The sequence below is a fragment of the Blautia sp. MSK20_18 genome (assembly GCF_020553125.1).
Lineage (GTDB): Bacteria > Bacillota > Clostridia > Lachnospirales > Lachnospiraceae > Blautia_A > Blautia_A fusiformis.
Genome location: NZ_JAJCGR010000058.1, coordinates 1 through 12,113 on the forward strand (window position 1 = coordinate 1; position 12,113 = coordinate 12,113).

At 41.0% G+C, this 12,113-nt stretch carries 11 protein-coding genes and 27 tRNA genes; 37 read left to right on the forward strand and 1 reads right to left on the reverse strand.

Going from position 1 to position 12,113, the window contains the following annotated elements:
• From LI091_RS17375 to LI091_RS17555, 37 genes are all read left to right on the forward strand, one after another.
• Window positions 1–425 (forward strand): TraG/VirB4 family ATPase (locus LI091_RS17375; protein WP_265191409.1); only part of this gene is annotated, 425 nt, incomplete at its 5' end.
• A 58-nt stretch (window positions 426–483) separates the two neighbouring features.
• Window positions 484–1,830, forward strand: a complete 1,347-nt coding sequence (locus LI091_RS17380; protein ID WP_173734085.1) for a hypothetical protein — start codon at window positions 484–486, stop codon at window positions 1,828–1,830.
• Between the two features lie 15 nt (window positions 1,831–1,845).
• Window positions 1,846–3,051 carry a hypothetical protein gene (locus tag LI091_RS17385; protein WP_173734086.1) on the forward strand — a complete coding sequence of 402 codons (1,206 nt, stop codon included), beginning with the start codon at window positions 1,846–1,848 and terminating at the stop codon, window positions 3,049–3,051.
• Window positions 3,052–3,067: 16 nt separating this feature from the next.
• Entirely contained in the window at window positions 3,068–4,147 is a 1,080-nt protein-coding gene (locus LI091_RS17390; RefSeq protein ID WP_110102591.1) for a hypothetical protein, read from the forward strand.
• 229 nt (window positions 4,148–4,376) lie between these two features.
• On the forward strand, window positions 4,377–5,186 hold the full coding sequence (locus LI091_RS17395) for a hypothetical protein (protein ID WP_173734087.1): 810 nt from the start codon (window positions 4,377–4,379) through the stop codon (window positions 5,184–5,186).
• Window positions 5,187–5,196: 10 nt separating this feature from the next.
• Entirely contained in the window at window positions 5,197–5,682 is a 486-nt protein-coding gene (locus LI091_RS17400) for a hypothetical protein (protein WP_173734088.1), read from the forward strand.
• Between the two features lie 674 nt (window positions 5,683–6,356).
• Window positions 6,357–6,429 (forward strand) — tRNA-Phe (locus LI091_RS17405).
• Window positions 6,430–6,562: 133 nt separating this feature from the next.
• A complete protein-coding gene (locus LI091_RS17410) occupies window positions 6,563–6,994 on the forward strand; it encodes a Panacea domain-containing protein (RefSeq protein ID WP_173734089.1) in 432 nt (143 codons plus the stop codon).
• Window positions 6,995–7,018: 24 nt separating this feature from the next.
• The gene (locus LI091_RS17415; RefSeq protein WP_173734090.1) at window positions 7,019–7,225 is read left to right on the forward strand and encodes a hypothetical protein; all 207 of its coding nucleotides are present in this window, start codon (window positions 7,019–7,021) and stop codon (window positions 7,223–7,225) included.
• Between the two features lie 36 nt (window positions 7,226–7,261).
• Window positions 7,262–7,334, forward strand: a tRNA-Ala gene (locus tag LI091_RS17420).
• Window positions 7,335–7,395: 61 nt separating this feature from the next.
• A tRNA-Asn gene (locus LI091_RS17425) sits at window positions 7,396–7,468 on the forward strand.
• 123 nt (window positions 7,469–7,591) lie between these two features.
• A tRNA-Lys gene (locus tag LI091_RS17430) sits at window positions 7,592–7,663 on the forward strand.
• Between the two features lie 23 nt (window positions 7,664–7,686).
• Window positions 7,687–7,760 (forward strand) — tRNA-Lys (locus tag LI091_RS17435).
• A 370-nt stretch (window positions 7,761–8,130) separates the two neighbouring features.
• Window positions 8,131–8,215: transfer RNA gene (locus LI091_RS17440), tRNA-Tyr, on the forward strand.
• Window positions 8,216–8,296: 81 nt separating this feature from the next.
• Window positions 8,297–8,370, forward strand: a tRNA-Asp gene (locus LI091_RS17445).
• Between the two features lie 93 nt (window positions 8,371–8,463).
• A tRNA-Pro gene (locus LI091_RS17450) sits at window positions 8,464–8,537 on the forward strand.
• Between the two features lies 1 nt (window position 8,538).
• Window positions 8,539–8,612, forward strand: a tRNA-Met gene (locus LI091_RS17455).
• Between the two features lie 6 nt (window positions 8,613–8,618).
• A tRNA-Val gene (locus LI091_RS17460) sits at window positions 8,619–8,691 on the forward strand.
• A 4-nt stretch (window positions 8,692–8,695) separates the two neighbouring features.
• Window positions 8,696–8,771, forward strand: a tRNA-Glu gene (locus LI091_RS17465).
• A 4-nt stretch (window positions 8,772–8,775) separates the two neighbouring features.
• Window positions 8,776–8,848, forward strand: a tRNA-Thr gene (locus LI091_RS17470).
• Between the two features lie 171 nt (window positions 8,849–9,019).
• A tRNA-Ala gene (locus tag LI091_RS17475) sits at window positions 9,020–9,094 on the forward strand.
• 40 nt (window positions 9,095–9,134) lie between these two features.
• Window positions 9,135–9,206 (forward strand) — tRNA-Gly (locus LI091_RS17480).
• 29 nt (window positions 9,207–9,235) lie between these two features.
• On the forward strand, window positions 9,236–9,424 hold the full coding sequence (locus LI091_RS17485; protein WP_265191410.1) for a hypothetical protein: 189 nt from the start codon (window positions 9,236–9,238) through the stop codon (window positions 9,422–9,424).
• A 25-nt stretch (window positions 9,425–9,449) separates the two neighbouring features.
• On the forward strand, window positions 9,450–9,629 hold the full coding sequence (locus LI091_RS17490; protein WP_173734092.1) for a hypothetical protein: 180 nt from the start codon (window positions 9,450–9,452) through the stop codon (window positions 9,627–9,629).
• Window positions 9,630–9,645: 16 nt separating this feature from the next.
• Window positions 9,646–9,719: transfer RNA gene (locus LI091_RS17495), tRNA-Ile, on the forward strand.
• A 6-nt stretch (window positions 9,720–9,725) separates the two neighbouring features.
• Window positions 9,726–9,797, forward strand: a tRNA-Trp gene (locus LI091_RS17500).
• A gap of 92 nt (window positions 9,798–9,889) precedes the next feature.
• Window positions 9,890–9,962, forward strand: a tRNA-Gln gene (locus LI091_RS17505).
• A gap of 33 nt (window positions 9,963–9,995) precedes the next feature.
• A tRNA-Ser gene (locus LI091_RS17510) sits at window positions 9,996–10,079 on the forward strand.
• A 261-nt stretch (window positions 10,080–10,340) separates the two neighbouring features.
• A tRNA-Arg gene (locus LI091_RS17515) sits at window positions 10,341–10,414 on the forward strand.
• Window positions 10,415–10,512: 98 nt separating this feature from the next.
• A tRNA-Ser gene (locus tag LI091_RS17520) sits at window positions 10,513–10,600 on the forward strand.
• A gap of 72 nt (window positions 10,601–10,672) precedes the next feature.
• Window positions 10,673–10,745: transfer RNA gene (locus tag LI091_RS17525), tRNA-Cys, on the forward strand.
• Between the two features lie 4 nt (window positions 10,746–10,749).
• Window positions 10,750–10,822: transfer RNA gene (locus LI091_RS17530), tRNA-Thr, on the forward strand.
• Window position 10,823: 1 nt separating this feature from the next.
• A tRNA-Ile gene (locus tag LI091_RS17535) sits at window positions 10,824–10,896 on the forward strand.
• 4 nt (window positions 10,897–10,900) lie between these two features.
• Window positions 10,901–10,971, forward strand: a tRNA-Gln gene (locus LI091_RS17540).
• A gap of 81 nt (window positions 10,972–11,052) precedes the next feature.
• Window positions 11,053–11,141: transfer RNA gene (locus tag LI091_RS17545), tRNA-Leu, on the forward strand.
• Between the two features lie 4 nt (window positions 11,142–11,145).
• Window positions 11,146–11,229, forward strand: a tRNA-Leu gene (locus tag LI091_RS17550).
• A 5-nt stretch (window positions 11,230–11,234) separates the two neighbouring features.
• Window positions 11,235–11,316 (forward strand) — tRNA-Leu (locus LI091_RS17555).
• A 77-nt stretch (window positions 11,317–11,393) separates the two neighbouring features.
• Here the strand turns inward: LI091_RS17555 and LI091_RS17560 are convergent.
• A complete protein-coding gene (locus LI091_RS17560) occupies window positions 11,394–12,053 on the reverse strand; it encodes a hypothetical protein (RefSeq protein ID WP_173734093.1) in 660 nt (219 codons plus the stop codon).
• Window positions 12,054–12,113 lie beyond the last annotated feature (60 nt).

The window sequence follows — 12,113 nt, forward strand, 5'->3', positions numbered from 1 at the left end:
CTTGCACGGTGTGGCTCGGGGCGAAAGGCGTGAAAGCGTCTGACCTATCGAGATTGCTCGCACAGACGGAAGTATCTGCAAAATATACGCAGCAGATTTGGAGACGTGCAAGAAAATGGAATGGAATTCCGACTGGAATCACACAGCAGGTTGAAGATATGATGAAGACCGAAGAAGGCCGAGCAATTGTGGGTAACTCTGAGTTCGTAATGATGTTGTCTATGAATGCATATGGACGTGCTCAGATGCAGCAGATGTATAATTTAACAGATGCTGAGATGGAATATATCACAAGCGCAGGTTCCGGGCATGGCCTTATCTACAATGGAACCGATATTATACCGTTTATTGATAGCTTCCCGAAGGATACTAAGTTGTACAATGCTATGACGACAAAAGTCGGTGAAGGCGAAACGCGAGCGTAATTTGGGGCAAAAGGGCATGTAGAACATGCCCTTTTGCTAAATATGGAGGTGATAAAAGATGTGGGCTTTTCCATTAATAGCGGCAGCTGCAGGAATGAAATATCCTCTTATGTATATCTCGTCGTCATTTCTCGTCAACTGGTACATTGACATTTACACAAATGTTTACGGAGCGGACACAACATATGCAGACATCATAGAGAAGTTTAACGGATACTTGAAGCATATGATTAATGATAACCCGGTGGCAAGCGCTTTTACAAATATTATTATTGCGATAGGCCTTGTTATGATGCTGTATTATTTTTTTTCTGACTTGTCCGCAAAGGCTATGGCCAATCAGCTATCAACATTACAGGTTGGAAAGTCATTCTGCACAGCATTAGGTACGGTATTTGTGATTTTTTACAGCAAACAGATTTTTATATTTATGCTGACATTTGTTGAAACACTAAATGGTGAATTTATCAATTTGCAAAACGGCTCAACGGCGGTAAGCAAAATCCTTGGAAACGAAGTGGTGCAGGTTCTGTTAAGCCGATGTGTATACGACCATTTTTCCATTGGCGCTATTATAGGGTATACGTTGTCAGCATTGTTGCTTGTTTTGGCAAGTCTTGCAACAAGGTTGTATGTCACATATTTTGCGGTAACAAGGATTATCCAATTATTTGTGTACTATGTTTTTGCTCCAATTGGAGTAGCAGATATTTTTGAAAATGACATTGGAGGAACGATTAACTTCCAAAGTAGCGGCTTTAGGTACATAAAAACTATGCTTGCAATCATGCTGCAACTGGTAGTGGTAACAATTATCTGCCAAGTATACCCAATGATTTTGACTACAATAAATACGGGATATTTTGTCGACCAGGGAGACTCAACTTTAAAGGTTGATGGAAGCAGCGTCAGTATAGAAGATAATTATGCAGCAGCAATGATTAAAAATAACAAGGCTGTCTTATATCCAATAAACAACTTTGAATATACAGACCATAAGGCCAGTATCGTTGAAGTTGTATGGGAGGGCGCTAATGATATCAAAAGCGCGTTAAAAGCCGTTGGAGCAGTCGTAAAAGGCGATGACGTGAAGATTGACTCCGAAAATAAAAAAGAAAAGCTAAAAGACAGCGAAAAATATAAATTGGTTGGTGCAGATGGAATAATAAAAAATACAGGTCGAGATATTGGCGCTGTAAAAAATGAGGCAAAAGATAAGGCAAAAGAGATTTTAAAAAATAAAAAATACAGAATGACCATTGAGTCTACAGAGCGATTCTTCAAGTGGTGTATAGGCGCAGACGGTGGAAAGATGGTTTTATTTGTTATTTTGCTCATAACGAAGGTTTTAATGATACATTCATCGGCCAAACTCTGCAGCTACATTACAAATACAAATATATAAAGGGGGTGTTGAGTAGTGGACCATTTTATAGCAAGTATGTATCTGCTTATTTACAATAGCATGTATTCACTTGATGGAATACAGAAGATTTTAACAACATACAGCGATGCGATTTCAGATACGTTAGCAGACGGAGGCCCAATGCATTCCGTATATGTGCAGCTGAGAGTAATCGCGCTTGGGATGCTGGCTGTCTATTTCGTTATTTCTTTTGGAACGCGTATGGCAGGAATGGAGACCTCTCCAAAGGTTATTTTTAAAACACTCATTCAATATTTTGTAGGTTTTGTGCTCGCTATGTATTCGTTTGAAATAGTCAGGTTTTTGTTTTGGCTTGGTGATTCTATGACTTCGCTGCTGATAAAGAATACAGCGACTGTTGCGTCACTATCAAGCTATACAACAGCATTTGAGGAAAGTATTGACGATATAGGGCTTATTAAAGAAATACAGTATATGTTTAACGGTTTAATTCCATATGTTGCCTGTTTGGCTACTGATGTCGCAATTATATATGTGGTTGTAACCCGTGTGCTTAGGATATGCGTATGCGCTGCAGCGTCTCCAATCGCTATTGCAAACTGCTTTGAAGGCTCTCGCAGGTCTGACGCTGCAAGGTTTTTGAAGAAGACATTTGCAATGTCTCTTCAATGCTCCGTTATCATGCTGATAGTATTGGCTGTAACTAATATCGCAGGGTATATGACATCAGGAGATGTTTATAGTGATGCCGGGCAGACCAGTCAGACCATAGAAGATGCGAAGAAGGATATGATTAATTCCCAAAAAAGGAACAAATCAAAGCTTAAAAAGGATGTAGCTGCAGCGGTTGATAAGCTTGGATATAGCGCATTTGACAATGTGCAGTCGGCGAATGGCTTGACACTAAAGTCAGATATTTCTACAGCCAAAAGAAAATTGTCAAATCCACATAGAGTGACAAAAGATATGGAAGAAGAGTACAAAAATTATGAAAAGACCTTAGGAATACAAGTGTTCGCAAGGACAAGTAATAAAGCGAACGCCTCTTATAAATACAGCAAAAAAGGATATGCAAAAATCGCAAATGAATATAAAACATTTGAAAAAGATAAAACCATAGCCTTTATGGACACGCTAATAGGAGGGCCTAAGCTTATTTATTTCTTATTGCTTTGTATGATAAAGATAGGCCTGATAAAGCAGTCAATGTCGTTATGTAATACGATAGTCGGTGTATAATGTAGGGGGTGATAATGTGAATAGTTTGTTGGCCACATTTTTAGTACAAGTATACAGATTTCTTTATAAACCAAGTGACATCGCGAAGATATTTAACGATTATAATTCGTATGTCAACGTTTTATATCAACAAGACTGGTTTTCAACAATGTGTTCCGCGATGTCTATCCTTGGCGTTGGACTATTAACAGTTGGATTCTTAGTCTCCCTTGGAGACAAGGCATCAGCCGGAGATTTTACACTGCATAATTTCTTTGTACACTTTTTGAAGTTTTTTATGCTTTACGTTATATTAATGAACATTTCGACTATCTTCCAATTGATGTTAGATTTTACATCGGCAGTATTTAATGATATGAATAAAGAACTTACTGGTTCCATCATTGCTAACGAAATAAAAGGTGTGGATAAGGATAAGCTGCAAAATGGCTTGGCGGCGTTTGGCTTGACGTCAAGGGTTGGGATGTTGATGTCAATAGTGGTACCATATTTCGTCTCTGTCGTTTTTTACAGTATTCTTTATTTCTTTGCGACATCGAGAATTATGGAATTGGTCATTCGCATTTCAGCGGCACCATTGGTTGCAGGCGTCTCATTTTTCGGGAAAGGAGCAAATACAGATATTGTCAGATACATAAAGCGTTCAATGGGAATCATGTTTCAGATAGTCGTGATTCTGGTGATTAGTGCAAGCGTAACTTTTATCCATAACTCAATTATCGTTGACGGAAGGATTTCAAATAGCACGAGCGGAAAAGTTGAAAACCCAGCAACTTACCTGGAACATACGACTACGGGAAAACGAGAGATTGAGATAAGAAGCCTTAACGTCGATATGGAGACAGATGAAAATGGAAAAGTGACAAAAATTAATAAAGTGACAGAGACCGGAAGAAAGGATGAAGAGGTCAAGTCCCAGGAGGAACAAACCGGAACACTTGTAAATATGAAAGAAGCATACCCAAAAAGTGATATCGAAAAATTCGTAAATTCACTGACTACACCTTCGAATCTGTTTACGGGAGTAGGAATTATGCTTGCTGCTCTGTTTATGCTGTTTAAAAGCAGAGAAATCAGCATGAGGATGTTTAATTAACGAAGAACGAGAAATTCACGGCCGACAAAAAGTCGTCCGCGGGTCAAATGCTCCGGCTTTAACTTCGCACGCGGGTTTAAATCCACGTTCGAAGTCTGGTTACGAGCACGAAGCGCGAGTTATCAATTTGAAAAAACGCGTAGCTTTTACGCGTTTTTTTTGCATATTAATATGGAGCGGGAAATCCCCGACTATCGATAACTGAACTCGTTAAAAAAAAGGAGGAAAAATGATTACAGACAAAAACGGAAAAGAAGTTAAACTTAATGATATACTTGATTTTTTAGTCGGAACAGATGATGATGACATGGCAAAATCGGTAATAGATTTTGGCTTATATCCAATCAATGAAGATAAGACTATTGGCGCCCCATATAAGTATCTGGTGGCAGTTGAGGCTATCGTTACATATGTATCATTCATGGGGCCATTTACGATGCTGGAGCTGGATTTCAGGAATGCAGACGTATTATTAATTAATCAGGTAATGAAGATTGTAGAACAATTCCACTCTGACATTAATGGCGAAAATTTGCTGATGCTTTCCAGTATCACATCGTTAGACAGAAACGCGTCTCATATTTTGTCGCTTATGAACCCTTTAGTATGCGTGAGAGGATACTCTGAAAGTGGTAAAGGCTCTACATTGCTTCAGATGATTTATGCTACAGAGAATGTCGGATTCAGTCCGTTTGAGGTTGACTTTGCAAAAGTTGAAGCTGACATCGAAAGAGAGATGAATGAGCTTGTTGCTGCACAGGTTACCGCAGAATCAATGGAAGCAGCGGATGAGGAAATTGATGATTCTAATAATGAAATGATGAAAGAGATGTTCACTCCGGACTTTGGATTAAGAACAGAAGATGAGAAGAGACAGGATGCCATGGATGGCGTCAGGGCTTCTTATGGAAGCGAAAGGGAATCTGCAAAGATTGAAGCGAGAAAGAATGCCAGAATTGGAAATGCGGAAAAGTCTAAACTGAAAGATGTAAAAACCACAGATAAGGATAAAGATGACATTCCGGAAAACAGAGTATAAGGGGAAAAATATGAAAAAAAAGAAAAGTGTGATTCAAATTACAAAAGTTTTAACAACTGGGGCCTTGGCGCTTGCCTTGGCACCAGGGCTTATGCCGGTTCATATGGTCACAGCGGAAACTGTCACAGAAACGGTTAAAGAAGTGAATTCTACAGATAAAGAAAATGAAAAAAGGACTAAAAAAGCGGATTCCCCTGCTAACGCAGACGAAAATGCAGGCGAAGAATTCAAAGACGGTACTACGGCTGAAGATATTACTTCAGGTTCAGTTGATGAAAGTGAAGACACCCAGTCTAGTTCCGACGATTCCTCCGCTGATTCCGCTGATGACGTGTCATCTGTAAAGGAAAGCGCGGCTGTGCCAACTGAGGAAGAGAAAGAAACGAAAGAAAAAAAATGGTATCACGTGTCAATTATTGATGTTGCAGCACAGCTTACATTTGCGTTCGTTGTCGCGCTAATTGGCTATGGCATTTTTGTCAGGTCAAAAAAATAAATTTAAAAAAATGCTTGACACATTGTTATAACTGTGCTATAATACATAACATAGATAAGAGAAGTGCCTGTCTCTTATTTGATGAAGTAACAGCGAAAACCAAGCTGTGTACGCGTGCTATCAGACGATATGTTGAATATCGCAAGCATGCGCTTTCGTCAAATAAGCGATGGGCACTTTGCTTTTTAAAAAATGTTATATTTTTTTGAAAAATTCTGCATATTGAATATAACAAAAAATCTAAAAAATAAGGAGAGAATAACCGCTATGTTAAAACAGAGACTTTATAATGCGAAATCAAATAATGAATCTAAGCAGTATGCCACAACAGGCATGCCTTGGTCAGTATGCGATTTTACAGGGTCAGTCTATAGTTTTAATGATTGTGGAGAACAAAAATACACGTGGAGTAAGCGACGGTTGAAGTGTTGAAATTTTGATTATACGCAGGGATTGTGTTATATATGATGGATTTTACAATACTTAGACCGTTTGCTGGAAATATATCCAGGCAGGCGGTTTTTCTTTTATTCCGGAACAGGCACCCGGGGTGATGTTTAAGCCGCAGCCTGGTAAGAATTTTTCTTACTGATGCTGACGGAACAGGCACCCGGATGCTGAAAAAAGAAAAAAAGGAGAAAAATATGAAAACGCGATTTTACACCGTCTAATTTGGACGGTTAGCTCAGACGGAAGAGCGGCAGGTTGAAGCCCTGCGCGTCAGAGGTTCGATTCCTCTACCGTCCACTTGGTTTTGTCTGGTTCTTGGCTGAACGCAGAGACCAAAAAATAATCCGCAAAAAATTTCGCATTTTTGAAAACTCTGGCATACTGTAAGTGTAAAGAAAAAATACACGAGAAGAGAAAAGGAGCAGAAAAAATGTACGACGTTCAAGATGTGGCAGAATATGTAATTACATACAGCGAAGTCAAAGATTACGGCATTTCTAATCTGAAACTTCAGAAAATCCTTTATCTGATTCAGGCATATTCTCTGATACATACCAAAAAGCCATGCTTTTCAGAAGATATTGAGGCATGGGATTTTGGGCCGGTGATTCCGGAAGTGTACAGAAAATATAAACAGTTCGGCAGCACTGATATTCAAATCAGATTCCGGAGCCTGGAAGATACACAAAAAGGATTTGAAAGAGAAGACAGAAAAAGAATTGAAGAAGTCGTTGACAGATTTGCTGATTTTTCTGCAGCCGATTTAACGATTCTGACTCAGAATCAGGCACCTTGGAATGAGGCATTTGACAGAAAAGAAAAGGTCATTCGGTGTGAAGATATTTTAGAATATTTTTCCTGAAAAAAGCGAAAAGGAGAAGATAAAATGAAAGAAACTACACTTTGGAAATGCGATATTTGCGGAACAGAATACAGAGACAAAAAACAGTGTCAGAAATGCGAAAGTAATCACAAAAAAGAAGGGAAGATTGTTAAAATGAGACATCTTCCGTATACATCTGACCAGTCCGGATATCCGGATAAGATTACCGTTAAGTTTGAAGACGGGGTTGAAAAGGTGTATAGCAGGTAAGTTAAATATGCCGGCAGGAAGGCTGCCGGCGAATATGGGGTATTAGTCGCAATGGGGCGACGCCTGTTTTGCAAGCAGGAGGCGGCGGGTTCGATTCCCGTATGCTCCATTTAGCATATAGTTATGGCTGTATGTGATTGGAGGGTAAAGGTTTGCCAGTAAAGAAATATTGACGTGTAGCTCAGCAGGTAGAGCGCTTGGCCGTTAACCAAGATGTCGCGGGTTCAAGTCCCGCCGCGCCAGCTGATGTTCCCGACATTTATGTCGGGGACATATAAAAAAGAAAAATAAAAAAAAGGAGTTAAAGATAATGAGAAAGACAAAACGAAAACAGAAGGCGAAATGCCGAAAACAGAATATTGATTTGCGTCTGTAGCCAAGCGGTATGGCAGCGGGCTTTTAACCCGTATATCGCGTGTTCGAATCACGTCAGGCGCATTGCAGGATAAATCCTGGAAATCGCCTGTATAGCTTAGTTTGGTAGAGCAGGAAACTCTTAATTTCAAGGTCCAGAGTTCAAATCTCTGTGCAGGCAGTGTACATTAGGACAAAAATGAGGTGAAACATATGATGACAAAAAACAGAGAAAAAGTGTATAACCGGTCTTGGTATAGAAGAGAATGCAAAGTGAATATGCGGTCAAGACGGAAGGAATACAATAGAAAAGTCAGACATGCAAAAGTAACCGAAGATTCTTGTTCGAGAGGGTACAACAAAAATTTGATGAGGCTGGTCTGGGAGACGATTAGCTAAAAATGGATTGGAAAAATATTTTAAAAAATATTTTGGATTTTTCGTCCGATTGAGAAAAAATCTAGCATATTAAATATGTGAAAGAAAAAAGGAGATGAAGTAATAATGGAAGTTGATTATCACTATTGCAATACAAAATTGAAACATATTTAGGGTAGGTATGCAAAATGGCTGAAGCAAGCGGTCTGTAAAACCGTCACACTAGAAACATTGTGAGTTCGAATCTCACCCTGCCCATTCGGCTTACGCTTTGTTGCAAAAAGAATGCGGGTATATATTTGCGGATATATACTTGAAGCGCAAGCCAGTATATATAATGGCCTCATAGGATAACTGGTTATTCCGCAGCCCTGTCACGGCTGAGATTCCGGGTTCAATCCCCGGTGGGGTCGCTTGACCGACAAGGTCACAGCGTATGATGACAACATTCGCTTTTCTTGCAGGTTCGTCACCTGCAATATTGCGGCAGCGTGTCTGCTGCATATACCGGATTAGCTCAGTTTGGTAGAGCGCCTGGTTTGGGACCAGGAGGCCGTGAGTTCGATTCTCGTATCCGGTACTGCGGGATAGAGCAGTTGGATAGCTCACGGGGTTCATACCCCCGGTGTCGTCGGTTCAAGTCCGTCTCCCGCAATTCTTTGTCAGATTAACTCAGCTGGGAGAGTGCCGTTCTTACAAATCGGAAGTCGCAGGTTCAAGTCCTGCATCTGACATTTTGGCGGCTTGGTCTAAAGGTTATGACACTGCCCTTTCACGGCAGTAATGCATCAGGGTTCAAGTCCCGCAGCCGTCACTTCGCTGGCATAGCACAATTGGCAGTGCGCATCACTTGTAATGATGAGGTTATCGGTTCGATTCCGATTGTCAGCTCTTGCTGAAAAGCAAAAAAAATGCACAAAACCTTCGTCAAAAATATCCACTATGAATCCTGTGGGATTCTACGGTAGCCCGAGCGGGGAGAAATTGGTTCAGCGTAAGGATATACGAGACCAGTATAGTTACCGGCGAGGCAGCAGGTTTCTGCGAAGGTCACCTGCAACAGGGGTTGTAGCTCAGTTGGGAGAGTATCTGTTTCGCAAGAACAGAAGGTCGGAGGTTCGAATCCTCCTGACTCCAATAAATGTACCAGACGCGTAATCGTCGCGGATGGAGTAATGCACCATTGGTCTAATGGCTATGACATAAGTCTTCCAAACTTGTGATGCCGGTTCAATTCCGGCATGGTGCTTAACAAAAAAAATGAAAGGAAAAAAGAAAATGGCAAAAGCAGAATGCAAAAAAGTGATTGGCAGCGACGAATATGGCAGAGAAGCCTGGCTTATGGTCAGCCAGCATAAAGATTCAGACAAAATTGAAATACTGTCATCAGAAGATGGCGGACCTGTAGTATACTCTAAATCGCAGGCAAGTGAACTTATTAAGGAACTGAAAAAATATGTGAAATAGAAAGAGAAAGAGAAAAACTAAAAAAATGATTTTAATTGTCGGCGCAACGCTGCGAGGGATGCCCGCTTGGTTTCTGATTGAAAAATATTACAAAAATCAAGAGAAATTGGAACTTGTTTCTTCTGAAGAGAGAAAGCCAGTTGTGTATAATCAGCGGCAGTTAAAGACATTGATTGCGGAATTGGAAAAAATAGTTCAGGAATAAGTAATTAGATGTGTTTGGACTTCTAGCTCAGTTGGTTAGAGCATCCGGCTCATAACCGGGAGGTCCTGAGTTCAAGTCTCAGGAAGTCCACTTTGTAGGCGCGTGGTGTTAATGGTAGCATGTCGGTCTCCAAAACCGAAGATGGGTGTTCGACTCACTCCGTGTCTGTTTGGCAATGTACGCGAGAGCATGGGATAGCGTTTAAACTTGCAAATCTGTGATTTCACAGGGCGAAAAAGGGCATTGCCGGAAAAATATATTGGGCTGTCGCCAAGCGGTAAGGCACAGCACTTTGACTGCTGTATCACGTCAGTTCGAATCTGACCAGCCCAGTTTCTTTAATGTTTTTTGATAAATTTTATTTTTGCCGTCTTGGTGCAGAATGGTATTGCAGCGGTCTTGAAAACCGTGGCCCGAAAGGACATGGGGGTTCGAATCCCTCAGACGGCGTTTAAATTCGCATAGCTTATCGAAGGGCGAAGTCTTCGCCCGTAGTCTGGTAACGAGCGTAAGCGAGTTATCAAGGGATAGAGCACACGGCTACGGACCGTGGTTTATCGACGGGCGGGAAAACCGCGACCAACTTTAGTTGTCCGTCGCTACTAAGGTAATTGGACGTGTGCGTGGGAGCATGAACCCCCGCCCGCGTCTGGTACACGCGAGCAAAGCTCGCGGTATCATGGGAGTTCGAATCTCTCTGCGAATGTTTTTACCGCATTAGTTCAGTTGGATAGAACAAGAGATTTCTAATCTTTAGGTCCCGGGTTCAAGTCCTGGATGCGGTGTTGCAGATGTAAAACAGTGTTCTAGTCAGTATAGCTTTGGCAGTCGGTTCAATTCCGTCAGCGGGTAGCTCCTGCGAAAATTTTTGCATCTGCTCTTTGGAGTGTTGGCAGAGCAGGTTAATTGCACTGGATTGCTAATCCAGCGTCGCGTATCGCGGCACAAAGGTTCAAATCCTTTACACTCCGTTTTGCAATATTGATGACTCGGTGAATTTACGTTCACCTTCGCCAGACACGTGCGGGAATCTCCCGCCCGATGATGACGTCGCCAAGTGGTTTAAGGCAGCAGACTGCAACTCTGCCACCGTGAGTCCGAATCTCACCGTCATCTTAATGCCGGCATGGCGCAGTTGGTAGCGCAACTGATTCGTAATCAGTAGGTCGCAGGTTCAAGTCCAGCTGTCGGCTCTCGGATGTATCTCAGATGGTAGAGTATGTGCCTGATATGCACATTGTCGAGCGTTCAAGTCGCTCCGTCCGAATTTCAGCCGATTGGTGTAGTGGTAGCACATCAGATTCTGACTCTGAAAACATAGGTTCAATTCCTGTATTGGCTGTTAAAAATATAAGAAAAAAGAGGTAAAAACAAATGAAACGATTAGGGTGCCTGCGAGGAGCAGGAAAGAAAAATTAAATTTGCACCAGTGGCGGAATAGGCAGACGCATTGGACTTAAAATCCAAAGAAGTTTAATTATCTTCGTGAGAGTTCAAGTCTCTCCTGGTGCATTTTCGCAGTGTGTCGGAATTCGGAAGACGAGGTTGACTCAAAATCAATTGCTGAAAAAGCGTGCAAGTTCAAATCTTGTCACTGCGATTTATGTCCATATGGCGGAATTGGCAGACGCGCATGATTTAGGCTCATGTACTGAAAGGCGTGAGAGTTCAAGTCTCTCTATGGACACTATGTTAAACAGCTAGTAAAATCTGGCTGTTTCTTTTGTTAAAAAGCCCAGCAATTTTCTTGCTGGGCTTGTGTTTTTATTCATCTACCTTGGAATTTGAAACAAAGCCAGAGCTGGCCTCATCTTTATTCGGAATTTCTGCATATCCGAGTTTATTGAGTTTGAGTTTAACGTTTTTGCCTTTTTTTAATGTTTTCCAATCAGAATATTTCATTGTATACTCTTTTGTTACATCTTTATTTTTTTTGTTTTTATATGTAATAATGACAGAATATCTCTCTGTTTTTATTCCAGTCTTTTGCTTGCTACCAAGTTTAGGCTTCGACCAATAAGGTTTTTGGTCATTTCCAGACGACACTGCGTGGTCTACAGCTTGCCATCTATCTATTTCATAATAATACTTTGTAGCATATACCGGTTCTTGTCGGTAAACAGGTTCCTGGTGCGTTTCCGTATAAGTTTCGTTACGGCAAACGGGTGTGTAGTAAGCATGTTTCTCAAAATAACCGTTGCCAAGGTCCTTGTAAGACGTATGAGCCTCGTTATGGTCAAATACCGGTCTGGTTTTTGTTTCTGTAACTGTTTTATAATGGTCTATAATCGGTTGGTATTCTTTAATTTCAGATTGCGTATATTGCAGCCGTACATCAGATGGCAAGGACCAATCACTTTCATTGCATGTGATAAATTCTTCAATTCCGATGCTGCGTTCCCATTTAAAGTCGTTTACAGTCACTTCTTTTAGGATTTAAAGCGGGAATCCTCGGTTATTCTATATCCGAGATGAAAGCGCATA

Excerpts from the sequence above, each read along its gene's own strand:
- LI091_RS17400 (WP_173734088.1), top strand. The coding sequence starts at position 5,197 with ATGAAAAAAAAGAAAAGTGTGATTCAAATTACAAAAGTTTTAACAACT.
- LI091_RS17415 (WP_173734090.1), top strand. The coding sequence starts at position 7,019 with ATGAAAGAAACTACACTTTGGAAATGCGATATTTGCGGAACAGAATAC.
- LI091_RS17380 (WP_173734085.1), top strand. The coding sequence starts at position 484 with ATGTGGGCTTTTCCATTAATAGCGGCAGCTGCAGGAATGAAATATCCT.
- LI091_RS17395 (WP_173734087.1), top strand. The coding sequence starts at position 4,377 with ATGATTACAGACAAAAACGGAAAAGAAGTTAAACTTAATGATATACTT.
- LI091_RS17410 (WP_173734089.1), top strand. The coding sequence starts at position 6,563 with ATGTACGACGTTCAAGATGTGGCAGAATATGTAATTACATACAGCGAA.
- LI091_RS17490 (WP_173734092.1), top strand. The coding sequence starts at position 9,450 with ATGATTTTAATTGTCGGCGCAACGCTGCGAGGGATGCCCGCTTGGTTT.
- LI091_RS17485 (WP_265191410.1), top strand. The coding sequence starts at position 9,236 with ATGGCAAAAGCAGAATGCAAAAAAGTGATTGGCAGCGACGAATATGGC.